Origin of the sequence: Kitasatospora sp. NPDC058492 (assembly GCF_042720685.1) — a bacterium.
In the GTDB taxonomy this organism is placed as follows: Bacteria; Actinomycetota; Actinomycetes; order Streptomycetales; family Streptomycetaceae; genus Kitasatospora.
Window position 1 is genome coordinate 123,003 of record NZ_JBHXMU010000007.1, and the last position, 14,138, is coordinate 137,140.

Below are 14,138 nucleotides of genomic sequence, written 5' to 3' on the forward strand. Positions count from 1 at the left end.
TGCACCAGATCACGAGCGGAGGTTCTTGCATTCGCGGGGGAAATGATCTAGGCCCTGTCCGGCCTGATCCGCAGGGCGCGCCCTGGCGGATGCGCCCCGGTGGCCTCCGGTCGGTCAGGACGTCCAGCCGGTTTCCATCAGGGCCTCGGCGGCGCCGTTGGCGGGCTGCGGCACCCCCGCCAGGTCCAGGCTGAACAGGGCGACCAGCAGTTGTTCGCCGCGCACGGTGGCCTGGTGGGAGTAGCCGGCCAGGGTGAACATGGCGGCGGCCATCTCCTCGGCGTGCAGGGTCTGCAGCCACAGGCACTCGACCGACTTCACGTCGGCCGGCTCGGTCCAGGTGTCCACCTGGGCGACCATCCGGCTGCCCAGCAGGGTCACCCCGTCGCGCTCCTGGGCCTCGGTCAGCTCCAGGTCGTCGAAGCCGAGCCACTCCAGGTAGCGGGCGGCGGTGAAGACCGCGTCCTGCGAGGTGCGCACCGGGTGCGGGCGGAACGGCGCGCGGTGGCGGAACGGCTTGGGCTGGCCGCCGGAGCCGCCGGGCGGGGCGGGCACGGGGGCGCTCATCGGGTGGGCCGGGTACGGGCGGGAGGCCTGCGGGCCGGGGGTGGCGAGCGGGCCGGCCGTGCCGCCGCCGAGCCGGGTGGTGCGGTCCACCGGCAGCCGGACGGTGGCGCCGCAGTTGCAGGTGAACTCGGGCTGCGGCCACTGGTCGGAGCGGCCGCAGTGCGGGCAGCGCATGCTCAGCCAGGAGTCCTCCCAGGAGCGGAACCGCACCTGCACCGGCACCCCGCCGCGCAGCAGCGGCACCTTCAGCGAGGCGCCGCACGGACAGGGCAGCGACGGCGGCTCGTAGAGGTGCTCGCGGCGGCAGGCGGGGCAGCGGATCGCCCGGGCGCCACCGCCCGCCCCGTGCCCTGGCCTCGCGGGGTCGTGTCCGGTGAAGTCGTCGGGCAGTCCGGCCATCGCGGGCTCCGTCCGTTCGAGTCGGGTGGTGGAACGGTTTCCATGCTCCCCGAAACGGTGGGTCCTTGGCGCGGAATGGGGCAATCCTCAGGGTCGGATCAGGGGTGTGCGCCCGGCCGGTGCCCGCCACGGGTGCTTCGGGCACCCGGGCCGGCGGGGTGCGGTCAGCCGGCGGACCAGCGGGCCAGGTCGGCGGGGGTGTCCAGGTCGTCCGGGACGGCGACGTCGGCGCACTCGACCAGGGTGACCGCGTCCGGGTGCGCGGCCAGCAGGGTGCGGGCCCCGGCGTCGCCGCAGGCGCCCGCGGCCGCCTGCGCGAAGTACCGGGCGCCGATCAGCACCGGGTGCCCGCGCCGCCCTGCGTAGGCCGCCGCGGCCAGGTCCGCGCCGGCCCGGTGCGCGGCCAGCAGCCGGGCCACCGCGGCCGCGGTGACGCCCGGGGTGTCCACCAGCATCACCAGCACCGCCGACACCTCCGGCGCCAGCGCGGCCAGCCCGACGCGCAGCGAGGAGCCCATGCCGCCCGCCCAGTCCGGGTTGGCCACCAGCCGGCAGCCCGGCAGGTGCGCCGTGGAGCGGACGCGTTCGCCGGCCGCGCCCAGCACCACCGTGACGTCCGCGCAGCCGCCGGCCCGCACCACCGCCACCGCGTGCTCGACCAGCGGGCGGCCCGCGTACCGGATCAGGGCCTTGGGCCGCCCGCCGAGGCGTCGCCCGCCCCCGGCGGCGAGCACCAGCGCGGCGACGGGCCCGGTGGGGTCTTCGGTGGTCTGCATGGGCCCAGCCTGCCCGCCGGGGCCGCCGCCGCGCAGCCGTACGAACCCACAGTTGTACGAATGCACAAGGGGAACCCGCAGGTGGTGGCCGCCCCCCGGCGGTTCGGCCGCTGGTCCTGCGGCCCGCCGGCCCCTGTACTGGGTCGATGAACACCGCACCGCGCCCGCTGCTGGACCGTTTCGGCCGGGTCCACACCGACCTGAGGGTCTCGCTCACCGACCGCTGCAACCTGCGCTGCACCTACTGCATGCCGGCCGAGGGCCTGGACTGGCTGCCGAGGGCGCAGGCGCTGGGCGACGACGAGGTGGTGCGGCTGGTGCGGATCGCGGTCGGGCGGCTGGGGATCGCCTCGGTGCGGCTGACCGGCGGGGAGCCGCTGTTGCGGCGGGGCCTGCCGGACCTGGTGGGGCGGATCGCCGCGCTGGGGCCGGAGGTGTCGTTGACGACGAACGGGATCGGGCTGGCCCGCACGGCGGTGGCGCTGCGGGCGGCGGGGCTGGAGCGGGTGAACGTCAGTCTGGACACGCTGCGCCCGGAGCGGTTCGCGCGGATCACGCGGCGGGACCGGATCGCGGACGTGTTCGCGGGCCTGGCGGCGGCGCGGGCGGCGGGGCTGGGGCCGGTGAAGGTGAACGCGGTGCCGGTGCGCGGGGTGAACGAGGACGAGATCCCGGAGCTGGCGGCCTTCGCGGTGGAGCACGGGTACCGGATGCGGTTCATCGAGTCGATGCCGTTGGACGCGCAGGGCGCCTGGGACCGTTCGGCGATGGTCACCGCCGCGGAGGTCCTGGAGCGGCTCGGGGAGCGCTTCGACCTGCTGCCCGTGGGCCGGCGGGGCAGCGCCCCGGCGGAGGAGTGGCGGGTCGCGGGCACGGACGCCGTCATCGGGGTGATCGCCTCCGTGACCCGCCCGTTCTGCGGGGGCTGCGACCGGGTGCGGCTCACCGCCGACGGCCAGTTGCGCAACTGCCTGTTCGCGACGGAGGAGTCCGATCTGCGCGCGCTGCTGCGCGGCGGTGCCGACGACGACCGGATCGAGGCGGCCTGGCGGGCCTCGGTGGCCGGGAAGGGGCCCGGACACGCCGTCAACTCCGCCGGCTTCGTCCGGCCCGACCGCCCGATGTCCGCCATCGGCGGCTGACGCCCGGGGTGTGAGCTTCGACATGGTCGGCGGGGTTCGCGTGGCGCCGCCTTGACCTGCTCTCGGGGTGGCTGATCTGCTGGTTCGCCGTCAACCCGCCCCAGATCCCGGGAGTTATCCGTGCCCGCCCGCCGCACCGCCCTGTCCGCCGCCACCGTGTTCCTGATATGCGCGCTCGCGCTGGCCGGCTGGCTGCTGGGCGGCCGTGACCACAAGAGCGGCGACTCCGCCGCGCCCGCCGGGGGCCTGGGCACCAGCCCGCTGCAGAACCCGGACGGCACCAAGCCCGGCCTGGCCCCGCTGACCACGCCGGAGGAGCAGAAGGCGGGCCGCGACGTGATAGCCAAGGTCGCCACCGCCGCCGCCGGCCCCAAGGACGGCTACGACCGCAACGAGTTCGGCCCCGCCTGGACGGACAACGTCGACGGCGTCCCGCTCGGCCACAACAACTGCGACACCCGCAACGACCTGCTCGCCCGCGACGGCACCGCCGTCGAGCGCAAGGACGGCTCGAACTGCGTCGTCACCGCGATGACCATCTACGACCCGTACACCGGCAAGAACGTCCAGTGGACCAAGCAGCAGGCCACGAAGATCCAGATCGACCACGTGATGCCGCTGTCCTACGACTGGCAGCTGGGCGCCGCCAAGTGGGACAAGGCCAAGCGCGTCCAGATCGCCAACGACCCGCTCAACCTGATCCCCGCCGACGGCTCGCAGAACGCCTCCAAGGGCGACTCCGGCCCGGCCTCCTGGCTCCCCGCCAACACCGCCGTCCGCTGCTCGTACGCCGTCCGCTTCGCCCAGGTCTCCCTGAAGTACCAGCTCCCCGTCACCGTGGCCGACAAGCAGGCCATGCTGCAGCAGTGCGGCGGCTGAGGAATCGTTACGGCAGGTGCTGGTGTGACGGGAGCGGGCGCCGGGTGGTATTCGTGGGCGGTGCACTCGTCGAACCCCCGTCGCCCGCTCCGCGCCCTGCTCACCGTCGCCCTCCTCGTGCTCACCGTCGCCCTCCTCGTGCTCGCCGCGGGCTGCACCGGGCCCTCGGACCCGGGCGCCCGCCGGCCCGGCACCGCGGCCGCGGCCCGGCCCCAGGACCTGGTGCCCGGCACGGCCGCCCCCGCGCTCGCGGCCCTGTACCTCCAGCCGCTGGACTGGAAGGACTGCCCGGACCGGCCTGAGCGCCCGGCCGGGGAGCCGGTCGCGCAGTGCACCGGACTCAAGGTCCCGCTGGACTACGCCGATCCGGGCGGCGAGACGATCGACGTCGCCGTCTCCCGGATCCGCGCCACCGAGGCCGACCGGCGGATCGGCGCCCTGGTGCTCAACCCCGGCGGGCCGGGCAACTCCGGCGTGGACCGGGTGGTCTGGGGCTGGGAGGACTACCGCGGCACCCTCTCCGACCACTTCGACCTGGTCGGCTTCGACCCGCGCGGCGCCGGCCGCACCACCCCCGTGCACTGCCTCGACGACCGCACCCGGGACGAGTGGACCAGCACCGACGACCCCGGCTACGACCGCGGCCGGGTGCTCGCCGACGCCTGCCAGGCCCGGTACGCCACGCTGCTGCCCCACCTCTCCACCCGCGACACCGCCCGCGACCTCGACGTGCTGCGCGGCGCCCTGGGCGAACGGCGGCTCGACTTCCTCGGCAGCTCCTACGGCACCTACCTGGGCGCCCTCTACGCCGAGGAGTTCCCCGCCCGCACCGGCCGCCTCGCCCTGGACGGCGCCTTCGAACGCAGCCTCGACCCGGTCCGGCTGAACGTCGAGGCCGCCGCCGCCACCGAGACCGCGCTGCGGGACTTCGCCGCCGACTGCGCGGGCCGCGACGACTGCCCCCTCGGCCGCGACCGCGCCGCCGCCCCGCAGCGGCTCGCCGACTTCCTGGACGGCCTGCGCGCACACCCGCTGCCCGCCGCCGACGGCCGCCGCCTCACCGCCACCCTGGCCTGGAACGGCACCCTCGACACCCTCTACGACGGCCACCGCTCCTGGGAGCGGCTGCGCCAGGCCCTCGACCCGGCGATCACCCGCGGCGACGCCACCGAACTGCTCGCCCTCGCCGACGGCGCCAACGGCCGCGCCGAGGACGGCGGTTACTCCACCGCGGCGGACGCCTTCGCCGCCATCAGCTGCGCGGACGCCCTGATGGCCCCCACCGCCGGGGACCTGCGCACCGACCGCGCCGAACTCGCCGCCCGCGCCCCGCTGATGAGCCGGCACGACACCTCGGCTGCGCTGTTCGCCCCGGACTGCCGCTCCTGGCCGTACCGCACCGCCGAACGGCCCGCCCGGATCCGGGCCGAGGGCAGCGCCCCGATCCTGGTGATCGGCTCCACCGCCGACCCGGTCACGCCGTACCCGTGGGCGCAGCGGATGGCCTCCAACCTCGCCGACGCCGTCCTGCTCACCCGGGACGGCGACGGGCACACCGGCTACGACAAGAGCGGGTGCGTGCGGGACGCGGTGGCCGCGTTCCTGGTGGACGGCACGCTGCCCGCCGCCGGGACGCACTGCCCGTCCGCCTGACGGGGGCTGCCGGGGCCGACGGGGGCTTTCCAGGGGGCAACGCGAGGGGGCGCACCGCCGGCTGCGGTGCGCCCCCTGGGGTGGGACGGTCAGGAGTTCGGACGGTCAGGAGGTCGGGGCCGTCAGGTCGTAGAAGGTGGTGGAGCCGACCGTCTTCGCGGTGAAGTGGCTCGTCACCCAGCTCTCGATCTGGGAGGTCTCCGACTCCTTCTCCCCGGAGCCGCCCTGTCCGCTCTCGGCCCCGCCGAAGCCGCGGTGGGAGCCGCCGGCGATGAACCAGTGCACCTTGCCCTCCTGGACGTACTTCTGGAAGCCGGCCAGGCTGAGCGAGGGGTCGGTGCCGTTGAAGCCGCCGAGGGCCATCACCGGCTCTTCGGTGGCGAGTTGGTAGCTGGCGGCGTTCTGCGAGCCGCTGGTGGCGGCCGCCCAGGTGTACTGGCCGGCGCTCTCCTTGAGCAGGGCGGAGGCCTCCTCGCTCACCTTGGTGCCGCCGAGCAGGCCGCCCATGCCGCCCGTGGCGCCCATGCCGCCGGGGCCGAAGGTGCCGGGGTCCTCGCCGCTGCCGGGGTTGCCGGTGCCCGGGTTGGCGGTGCCGGGGTCGGCGCCCGTGCCGCGCTCGCGGTGACCGTTGCCGCCGCCCGGGCCCTTGCCCGAACCGCCGCCCGGCCAGCCGCCGTTGCCGCCGTTGAAGCCGCCCTGGCCGCCGCCGCTGCCGCCGTTGAACCCGTTGCCGCCGCCCTGGCCGCCGTGCTGCCCGCCGCCGCCGGGGAAGCCGGGTGCGCCGCCGTTCTGCCCGCCGCCGTTCTGGCCGGGCTGGAACGTCCGCCCGTTGCCCGCGAAGCCCTGCCCGCCGTGCCGGCCGCCGCCGCCCGGACCGGAGGCGCCCTGGACGGCCGGCCCGGCCGTCACGATGGAGCCGCTGTGCGCCGTGCCGACGGTGTCCACCGCGTACGCGGCGGGCCCGCCGAGCGCCGCCGCCAGGCCGACCAGGCCGGCGACCGAGGCGATCCGGGCCCCGAGCCGCCCGTCGGCCCGCCCGGCCAGCTGTCCGGCGACCAGCGCGGCCGCCGCCACCAGCCCGCCGACCAGCACCGCCCAGCGCAGCCAGGGCACGAACTCCGCGCTCCGCCCGAGCAGGACGAACGCCCACACCGCCGTCACCGCGAGGGTGCCGGCCAGCACCAGCGCCCACGGAAGCCGGTGCCGGGCCCGCCACAGGCCGTCCACGCCCATGCCGACCAGCGCCGCGACGGCCGGGGCGAGCGCCACCGTGTAGTACTGGTGGAAGATCCCGGACATGAAGCTGAACACCAGCGCGGTGGACAGCATCGCGCCGCCCCAGACCAGGAACGCCGCGCGGGCGGTGTCGGTGCGGGCGTAGCGGCGGGTCGCCCACAGGGCGGCGACCAGCAGGATCAGCGCGGCCGGCAGCAGCCAGGCGATCTGCCCGCCGATGTCGCTTCCGAACAGCCGGGTGAGGCCGCTCTGGCCCCAGCCGCGGCCGCCGCGCATCGCCCCGGCCGGCAGGTCGAGCCCGGCCGGGAGCCGCCCGCCGCCGCCGACGCTGCCGGTCTCGTCGCCGTTGATCCGGCCGAGGCCGTTGTAGCCGAAGGTGAGGGAGAGGAAGCTGTCGTCCTGCGAGCCGCCGACGTACGGGCGGGCCGAGGCCGGCAGCAGTTCGACCACCGCGACCCACCAGCCGCCCGCGACCACCATGGCCGCGCCCGCGAGCAGCAGCTGCCGCACCCGCCGCCACAGGCCGGTGGGCGCGACGACCAGGTAGACCAGCGCGAAGGCGGGCAGCACGAGGAAGGCCTGCAGGGTCTTGGTGAGGAAGGCCAGGCCGAACATCGCCCCGGTGAACACCAGCCACCGGGTGCCCGCCGCCTCGATGGCCCGCACCAGCCCGTACGCGGCCAGGGTGAGCAGCAGGGCCAGCAGCGCGTCGGGGTTGTTGAAGCGGAACATCAGCGCCGCGACCGGGGTGAGCGCCAGGGCGGCCCCGGCGAGCAGGCCGCCGAGCGGGGAGAAGCGCCGGCGCACCGTCGCGTACACGACGCCGACGGTGGCGGCGCCCATCAGGGCCTGCGGGGCGAGCACGGACCAGGAGGACAGGCCGAAGACCCGCACCGAGAGGGCCATCGGCCACAGCGACATCGGGGGCTTGTCGACGGTGATGAAGTTCCCGGCGTCGGAGGAGCCGAAGAAGAAGGCCTTCCAGCTCTGGCTGCCGGCCTGGACGGCGGCCGAGTAGAAGGCGTTGGCCCAGCCGGAGGCGCTCAGGCCCCAGAGGTAGAGGACGACGGTCGCGGCCAGCAGTGCCAGCAGGGCCGGGCGCACCCAGCGCGGGTCGTCCGCGCGGCCGCGCCAGGCGCGGGCGGGGAGGGTGCGCAGCCGGCCGGACCAGGAGGCGGGGCCCTTGGGGCCGGCGGGCGGCAGGGGCTGCTCGGGGAAGAGCGGCGCCGGGTCCGGCCGGGCTGGGTCCGGCTGCGGCACCTCCGGCGGCGGGAAGTCCGCGGCCTCGGGCCACGGTTCGCCGGCCGGAGTGGAGTAGCTGGTCGTGGTCATGCGCCATACCGTGCGTGGTGCGGCTGAGAGGAGCGTGAGACGACGCTGTGAGACGGGTGTGATCTGCGGGGCCGATCGGGTGATCGGGTGATCGGGCGGGCCGCCGGGGGATCGGTCAGGCGGCCTTCGGCATGGTGAGGTGCTGGCCGAGCCACTCCAGGGCCGGGGGGATCTCCCGGGTCCAGGTGTGGAAGTTGTGGCCGCCGGTGTCCAGGGTGATGGTGGACACCTTGGTGGGGGCCTTGAAGGCGCCGACCATGGCCTGGGTGTCGGCGTAGTTGTTCTCGTCGTAGCTGGTGGTGAGCAGCAGGGAGACGGGGGCGGCCGGCTGGTTCTTCAGCCGCCACAGCAGGTCGTTCTGCTGCTTCAGCTGGTCGTTGCCGCCGAAGAGGTCGCCGGTGGTCTCGTCGTGCGCCGCGCTGTAGTAGCCGGAGAGCGCGACCGCCGCGCGGTAGGTGTCGGGCTTGCGCATCGCGAACTTGAGCGCGCAGTAGCCGCCGGTCGAGTTGCCGATGACGGCGCGGCTCGCCGGGTCGGTGCCGAGCCGGTAGGTGGTGGCGAGCGCCTTGGGCAGGTCGGTGGTGAAGAAGGTCTCCGCCTGGGGGCCGCCCGGCACGTCGACGCACTCGGTGTCCCGGTTGCCGACGACCGTGGGGCGCATCATCACCAGGACGGTCGGCGGCAGCTTCTTCTGCTCGATCGCGGTGAGGGTGGAGGCCGGGTACTGCATCAGCGAGATCAGCTTCTCCGGGGTGCCCGGGTAGCCGGTGAGCACCAGGGCCATCGGGAACCGCTGCTGCGTGTAGTCCGGCTGGAAGTACTGCGGGGGAAGGTAGACGAAGGCCTCGGTGCTCAGGCCGGTCGAGGCTCCTTTGACGGCGACCTGCTGGATCAGCCCGGAGCGCTCCCGGTCGGAGCCCTGGGCCGAGTAGAACTTCTGCTCGCCGGTGACGGCCACGGAGGCGTTCGGCGTGTGGTCGACGACCGTGCCCGGCTTGCCGTCGGTGCCGAGCAGGTCGCTCCAGGAGCTGTAGAAGCCGAAGTAGCCGTTGGCGATCAGGCCCATGGCGACCAGCACGGCGATCTGGGTGGCGAGGAAGGCGCCGATCCGGCCCGTCCAGGACTTCCAGCCCTTCCCGCCGAAGCGCGGCCAGAGCCACATGGTGGCGCCGAAGACGAGGATCGCGACGACCGAGGCGACGATCTGGAGGGGGAATCCGGTGAGGCTGAGCACGCCCCGATCGTAGTTGACCTCGATCAGCGCCCCCGGGCACCCCCTGCACGCCCTCTGCACGCCCCCTGAATCCGGTTGACCGCGCCGGGCGGGGCCGCCAGCATGGCGGCGGACACGTGCACGCTGTGTGCGCGGGGCATCACCGGGGCGGGATTCATGAAGTCCATCACCAAGGCCGGTCTGGCCGTCGGCACCGTACTGCTGCTCGCGGCCTGCTCCAGTGGCACCAGCGGCGCCAGGGGCGGCGGGGGGAGCGCCGCGGGCGGGCCGTCCACCGGCGCGGCCCCGGCGCTGCCCGCGCCGACGCGGACGCCGACCCCCACCCCGACGCCGCCGCCGTACGGCCCGGTGCTCGGCACGACCATCGACCCGGTGACCACCGCGCTCGGCCAGGTGGCCGGGGCCAAGACCCTGGGCGACCTCGACGGCGTGCTCGGCGGCATCGCCACCAGCGCGCGGACGGCCGGGCGGGGCCTGGGCCTGGCGGACGAGCCGGCCGCGGTCACCACGGCGCGGACCGAGCTGGTGGCGGCGCTGACCTCGCTGGCCGCCGACGCGACGAAGGTCCGCGGCGACATCAAGAGCAGGGGCGTCTGCGCGGTGGGTTCCGCGCAGGCCGAGCTGGGCGCCTCCGAGGGCCTGGCGGCGGTGTCGGCGGCCCTGGCCAAGATGGCGGCGGCCGGCTACCCGACGACCTTCGCCGTCCCGCAGACCCCGAAGCAGCAGTCCCGTTCGCTGGACAACGGCACCCTGGTGCGCGAGGGGCGGCTGCGCGGCGAGGGCGTGTTCAAGGTCGACAACGGCGGCAGGGGGGACGCGGTCGTCTCGCTCGCGCTGAACGGCAAGTCGGTGCACTCGGTGTACGTGGCCAAGGGGCAGAAGGCCAGCATCGAGGGCGTCGAGGACGGCACGTACGAGGTGTACTTCGCGGGCGGGGTGGACTGGGACTCCGACACGAAGGCGTTCACGCAGAGCTGCCGGTTCACCAAGTTCCAGGACACGCTGGCGTTCGAGACCGGTCGCACCGCGACGTCCTGGTCGATCACCCTCCAGCCGACGGTCGGCGGCAACGCCAAGACCGACGAGCTGGACGAGAACTCCTTCCCGCAGCCGTAGCCCTGGCGGCGAGCGGACGGGTGGACGGGCGGACATGACGCCCCGACGGGCGGGCACGGCCGGTGCCGTGGGGTGCCACCGCGCCCGCCCTTAACGGGCATACCGGGGCGGATGGTTGCCGCCCCGGGCCGCAACGGACGATTGCCGTCGGCGAGTTCGGCCAATACGGTTGACCACTTGAAGTGACCATGGCACTTTCGTGCGGCGCGGGCCTCGGCGACCAGTCGTACACCCCGCGATCCCCCACAAGGAGAGCCATGTTCAAGAGACTTGCCGCGATGGCCGGCGTCGGCGCCGTCGTCGCGGGCGGGCTGACCCTCGCCGCCGCCCCCGCGCACGCCGTCCAGGCCAGCGACCTGACCTCCACCATCGCGCTGAGCAACTGCTCGGCCTCGCTGGTGCGTTACCCCACCTCGGTGGCCGGCGACCGGGCCCTGATGCTCACCAACGGCCACTGCCTGCCGACCATGCCCACGGCCGGCCAGGTCATCCAGAACGCGAGCGCGAGCCGCAGCGGCACCCTGCTCGACGGCGCCGGCAACAGCCTCGGCACCGTCCAGGCCGACAAGGTCGTCTACGCGACCATGACCGGCACCGACGTCGCGCTCTACCAACTCACCGACACCTACGGCTCGATCAGCTCCAAGTACGGCGCGACCGCGCTGACCGTCAACGACACGCACCCGACCGACGGCGCCGCGATGTACATACCCTCCTCGTACTGGAAGCAGGTGTGGAACTGCTCCGTCAACGGGTTCGTGCCCACCCTGCGCGAGGACCAGTGGACCTGGCACGACTCGCTGCGCTACAGCTCCGGCTGCAACACCACGCACGGCACCTCCGGTTCGCCGATCATCGACTCCGCCAGCGGCCGGATCATCGGCATCAACAACACCGGCAACGACAACGGCGAGATGTGCACCCTGGACAACCCGTGCGAGGTCGCCGCGGACGGCACCACCACGGCCACCAAGGGCCAGAGCTACGGTGAGGAGACCTACTGGTTCACCACCTGCCTCGGCAACGGCCGGGTCATCGACCTCAACGTGGCCGGCTGCCTGCTCACCAAGCCGGCCGGCAGCGGCGCGGTCTCCGTCAGCAGCCCCGGTGACCAGTCCACGGCGGTCGGCGGTGCGGTGAACGTCCAGATCAACGCTTCCGGTGGTACCGCGCCGCTGTCGTACAGTGCGACGGGTCTGCCGGCCGGGCTGGCGATCAACGCCTCGACGGGTGCGATCACCGGTACCGCCACCACGGCGGGTTCGTCGAACGTGACGGTGACGGTGAAGGACTCGGCGGGCAAGTCGGGTACGGCGAGCTTCACGTGGACGGTGACCGGTGGCGGTGGCGGTACCTGCACGCCGGCGCAGCTGCTGGGCAACGCGGGCTTCGAGACGGGTTCGGCGGCGCCGTGGACGACCAGCTCCGGTGTGGTGGACAACAGCTCCTCGCAGGCGGCGCACGGTGGTTCGTGGAAGTCGTGGCTGAACGGCTACGGTTCCTCGCACACCGACACGCTGGCGCAGACGGTGACGATCCCGGCGGGCTGCAAGGCGACGCTGAGCTTCTGGCTGCACATCGACACCGCTGAGTCGGGCAGCACCGCGTACGACAAGCTGGCCGTGTCGGTGAACGGCACCACGTTGAAGACGTACTCCAACGCGGACGCCGCGGCGGGCTACCAGCAGCGGACCTTCGACCTCTCGTCCTACGCGGGCCAGAGCGTCACCCTGAAGTTCACCGGCACCGAGGACGCCTCGCTGCAGACGAGCTTCGTGATCGACGACACCTCCATCCAGACCGGCTGACGCGCCACCAGCACACCGTCCGGCCCCGGGGCTCCCACACCCCGGGGCCGGACCGTATGCGCCCGGTCTCACGCCCGGCGGGCGGCGGTGATCTGGGCGGGGACGGCGCCGAGCCACCAGGTGGGGTTGGCGGTGCCGTCGGTGGTGCGGCCGTCGTGGTGCACGTAGTGCCGCACGTCGCGCCCGGCCTCGGCGAACTCGCCGTTCAGGGCGCGCTCGATCCACTCCGCGCCGAAGCGGAAGATCTCGGCGGCGACCCCGCCCAGGGGGTGGAACTCGTTCTCGTAGACGCGCAGTTCCTTGGGCGCGCGGATGCGCTCGTAGTTGGCCAGGGCCTGCTCCAGCCGGGTCAGTTCGTCGAACTCGCCGATGCCGTACAGGACCGGGCAGTCGATCTCCTGGACGAGGTCGCCGAGCGGCATCCGGGCGACCAGTTCGCGGTCGAAGGCCTCCTCGTCGGTGTAGCCGGCCATGTACATGTAGTTGTTCTTGAAGGTCGGCTGGGCCTGCTCGAAGATCGTCCGGAAGTCGCCGGTGACCGCCTCGAAGGCGGCCAGCGCGGCGAGCCGGCGGTCGGCGGCGGCGGCGCGCGAGCCCCAGTAGCCGCTCATCGAGATGCCGAACATGCCGATCCGCTGCGGGTCGACCTCCGGGAGCGAGGCCAGGTGGTCGAGGTAACGGCTGATCGCCCGCTCGTAGTTGGTGAGGTCGACGGTGAGCCCGCCCGCCCGGGTCTCGCCCTGGCCGGGGCCCTCGATGGACAGGGCGACGATGCCGCGGGAGGTGTAGTACCGCTCGGCGGCGTAGATGTAGTCCTCCTTGATCATGTCCATCCCCGGGCCGAGGATCACCGCGGGGGCGTTGCGCACCTCGCCGGCCGGCAGGTGCAGCAGGCCGTAGATCCGGCCGCCCTCGAAGTCCAGCTCCACCCGGCGGACCCGGTCGTCGCGCAGCGCGCCGAGGCGCTCCACGCAGTGGTTGGCGTGCTCGCGGAAGGCGAGCTTGCGCGGGTCGGTGGCGTCGAAGACGGAGTACTGGGCGCGGCCCCACATCACCGCGGCGCGCACGTACAGGTCGGCGGCGGTCTGGGCGAAGCCGCCCCGCTCGTGGTGGGCGGCGCGCTCCTCGGCCTGCCCGGCCACGGTGGCCCAGGCCTTGGGGAGCATCGCCCCGCTCTGCACCAGCGCGAAGACCTTGTCGAAGTCGGTGTGGTCGTGGCCGAGCTGCTCCAGGGTGCCCTTGGCCTGGGGGTGCAGGGCGTCGAAGCCGCCCTGGGCGAGGGCGATGTCCAGGGCCCAGCTCTGTCCGGTCGAACGAACGGTCATTACGGGTGTCCTCCGTGTCGATAGGGGGCTCGGTGGCGGTGCCGCCGAGTCGCTAAGTACTTATCTATTAAGTACTTAGGATATTCTGTTGTCAACCCGCCCATCGATCGAGCCACGGAGGCCGCCCCCATGTCGCAGCCCCAACCCACCCCCGCCCGCGAGCAGGCCCTCGACCAGCTCGCCCGCGCCGCCTACAGCCTCAGCGCCGCCGACTCCCGCCTGCGCGGACGCGCCACCCGCACCCCCGGCGCGCTCTCCCTCACCCACGCCCGGGCCCTGCGCGTCCTGGCCGAGACGGGCCCGCTGTCGATCGGCCAGCTCGCCGCCGCCACCGAGACCACCAGCGCCGCCACCACCCAGCTGGTCAACAACCTCGCCACCGCCGGCTACGTCACCCGGGAACGCCCCCCGGGCGACAAGCGGTCCGTCCTGGTCGCCCTCACCGACGCGGGCCGCCGCCGCCACGACGAACGCCAGACCACCCTGGCGCAGGCACTCGACACCGCCCTCGCCCACCACGACGCCCCCGCCCTGGACGCCGCGACCGACGTGCTCCGGCAGCTGGCCGCCATCTACGACCGGCTCTGACCGGGGGGCTCAGGGAGCGTCTTGTGGGTCGTGCCGGGCTCACGGCGGCAGGGCGCACCCCGCCCCGCCCGTCGGTGTGCGCG

At 74.1% G+C, this 14,138-nt stretch carries 10 protein-coding genes and 2 pseudogenes; 7 read left to right on the forward strand and 5 right to left on the reverse strand.

Features of this window, described 5'->3' with window-relative positions; translation table 11 throughout:
* Positions 1–114: 114 nt before the first annotated feature.
* Together ACFWPI_RS07260 and ACFWPI_RS07265 are read right to left on the reverse strand one after the other, a co-directional pair.
* The gene (locus ACFWPI_RS07260) at positions 115–966 is read right to left on the reverse strand and encodes a hypothetical protein (RefSeq protein ID WP_380379251.1); all 852 of its coding nucleotides are present in this window, start codon (positions 964–966) and stop codon (positions 115–117) included.
* Positions 967–1,130: 164 nt separating this feature from the next.
* Complete coding sequence (locus ACFWPI_RS07265; protein WP_380379249.1) at positions 1,131–1,742, reverse strand: NTP transferase domain-containing protein; 612 nt, start codon at positions 1,740–1,742, stop codon at positions 1,131–1,133.
* Positions 1,743–1,888: 146 nt separating this feature from the next.
* Here ACFWPI_RS07265 and moaA point away from each other — a divergent pair, with 146 nt between their 5' ends.
* The 3 genes from moaA (at position 1,889) to ACFWPI_RS07280 (ending at position 5,416) form a co-directional block, all read left to right on the forward strand.
* A complete protein-coding gene (moaA, locus tag ACFWPI_RS07270) occupies positions 1,889–2,884 on the forward strand; it encodes a GTP 3',8-cyclase MoaA (protein ID WP_380379247.1) in 996 nt (331 codons plus the stop codon).
* A gap of 120 nt (positions 2,885–3,004) precedes the next feature.
* Positions 3,005–3,763, forward strand: coding sequence for an HNH endonuclease family protein (locus tag ACFWPI_RS07275; RefSeq protein WP_063347075.1), 759 nt, complete (start codon positions 3,005–3,007; stop codon positions 3,761–3,763).
* 60 nt (positions 3,764–3,823) lie between these two features.
* Positions 3,824–5,416: an alpha/beta hydrolase gene (locus ACFWPI_RS07280; protein WP_380379245.1), complete on the forward strand. Its 1,593-nt coding sequence runs from the start codon at positions 3,824–3,826 to the stop codon at positions 5,414–5,416.
* Positions 5,417–5,521: 105 nt separating this feature from the next.
* Here the strand turns inward: ACFWPI_RS07280 and ACFWPI_RS07285 are convergent, their stop codons facing one another.
* Together ACFWPI_RS07285 and ACFWPI_RS07290 are read right to left on the reverse strand one after the other, a co-directional pair.
* Positions 5,522–7,984: an ArnT family glycosyltransferase gene (locus tag ACFWPI_RS07285; RefSeq protein ID WP_380379243.1), complete on the reverse strand. Its 2,463-nt coding sequence runs from the start codon at positions 7,982–7,984 to the stop codon at positions 5,522–5,524.
* A gap of 115 nt (positions 7,985–8,099) precedes the next feature.
* The gene (locus ACFWPI_RS07290; RefSeq protein WP_380379242.1) at positions 8,100–9,218 is read right to left on the reverse strand and encodes an alpha/beta hydrolase; all 1,119 of its coding nucleotides are present in this window, start codon (positions 9,216–9,218) and stop codon (positions 8,100–8,102) included.
* A gap of 156 nt (positions 9,219–9,374) precedes the next feature.
* Between ACFWPI_RS07290 and ACFWPI_RS07295 the strand changes: the two genes are divergently transcribed.
* The 3 genes and pseudogenes from ACFWPI_RS07295 to ACFWPI_RS07305 form a co-directional block, all read left to right on the forward strand.
* Positions 9,375–10,334 carry a hypothetical protein gene (locus tag ACFWPI_RS07295; RefSeq protein WP_380379240.1) on the forward strand — a complete coding sequence of 320 codons (960 nt, stop codon included), beginning with the start codon at positions 9,375–9,377 and terminating at the stop codon, positions 10,332–10,334.
* Between the two features lie 278 nt (positions 10,335–10,612).
* Positions 10,613–11,209 (forward strand): annotated as a pseudogene (locus ACFWPI_RS07300) (serine protease); the annotation flags it as partial.
* A 213-nt stretch (positions 11,210–11,422) separates the two neighbouring features.
* Positions 11,423–12,142, forward strand: a pseudogene (locus ACFWPI_RS07305) (putative Ig domain-containing protein); the annotation flags it as partial.
* A 68-nt stretch (positions 12,143–12,210) separates the two neighbouring features.
* On the opposite strand, the gene ACFWPI_RS07310 reads toward ACFWPI_RS07305, so the two are convergent.
* On the reverse strand, positions 12,211–13,467 hold the full coding sequence (locus ACFWPI_RS07310; RefSeq protein ID WP_380375744.1) for an alpha/beta hydrolase: 1,257 nt from the start codon (positions 13,465–13,467) through the stop codon (positions 12,211–12,213).
* A gap of 129 nt (positions 13,468–13,596) precedes the next feature.
* Between ACFWPI_RS07310 and ACFWPI_RS07315 the strand changes: the two genes are divergently transcribed.
* A complete protein-coding gene (locus tag ACFWPI_RS07315) occupies positions 13,597–14,055 on the forward strand; it encodes a MarR family winged helix-turn-helix transcriptional regulator (protein WP_380345467.1) in 459 nt (152 codons plus the stop codon).
* Positions 14,056–14,138: the final 83 nt, after the last annotated feature.

Excerpts from the sequence above, each read along its gene's own strand:
- ACFWPI_RS07265 (WP_380379249.1), bottom strand. The coding sequence starts at position 1,742 with ATGCAGACCACCGAAGACCCCACCGGGCCCGTCGCCGCGCTGGTGCTC.
- ACFWPI_RS07285 (WP_380379243.1), bottom strand. The coding sequence starts at position 7,984 with ATGACCACGACCAGCTACTCCACTCCGGCCGGCGAACCGTGGCCCGAG.
- ACFWPI_RS07295 (WP_380379240.1), top strand. The coding sequence starts at position 9,375 with ATGAAGTCCATCACCAAGGCCGGTCTGGCCGTCGGCACCGTACTGCTG.
- ACFWPI_RS07260 (WP_380379251.1), bottom strand. The coding sequence starts at position 966 with ATGGCCGGACTGCCCGACGACTTCACCGGACACGACCCCGCGAGGCCA.
- moaA (WP_380379247.1), top strand. The coding sequence starts at position 1,889 with ATGAACACCGCACCGCGCCCGCTGCTGGACCGTTTCGGCCGGGTCCAC.
- ACFWPI_RS07315 (WP_380345467.1), top strand. The coding sequence starts at position 13,597 with ATGTCGCAGCCCCAACCCACCCCCGCCCGCGAGCAGGCCCTCGACCAG.
- ACFWPI_RS07310 (WP_380375744.1), bottom strand. The coding sequence starts at position 13,467 with ATGACCGTTCGTTCGACCGGACAGAGCTGGGCCCTGGACATCGCCCTC.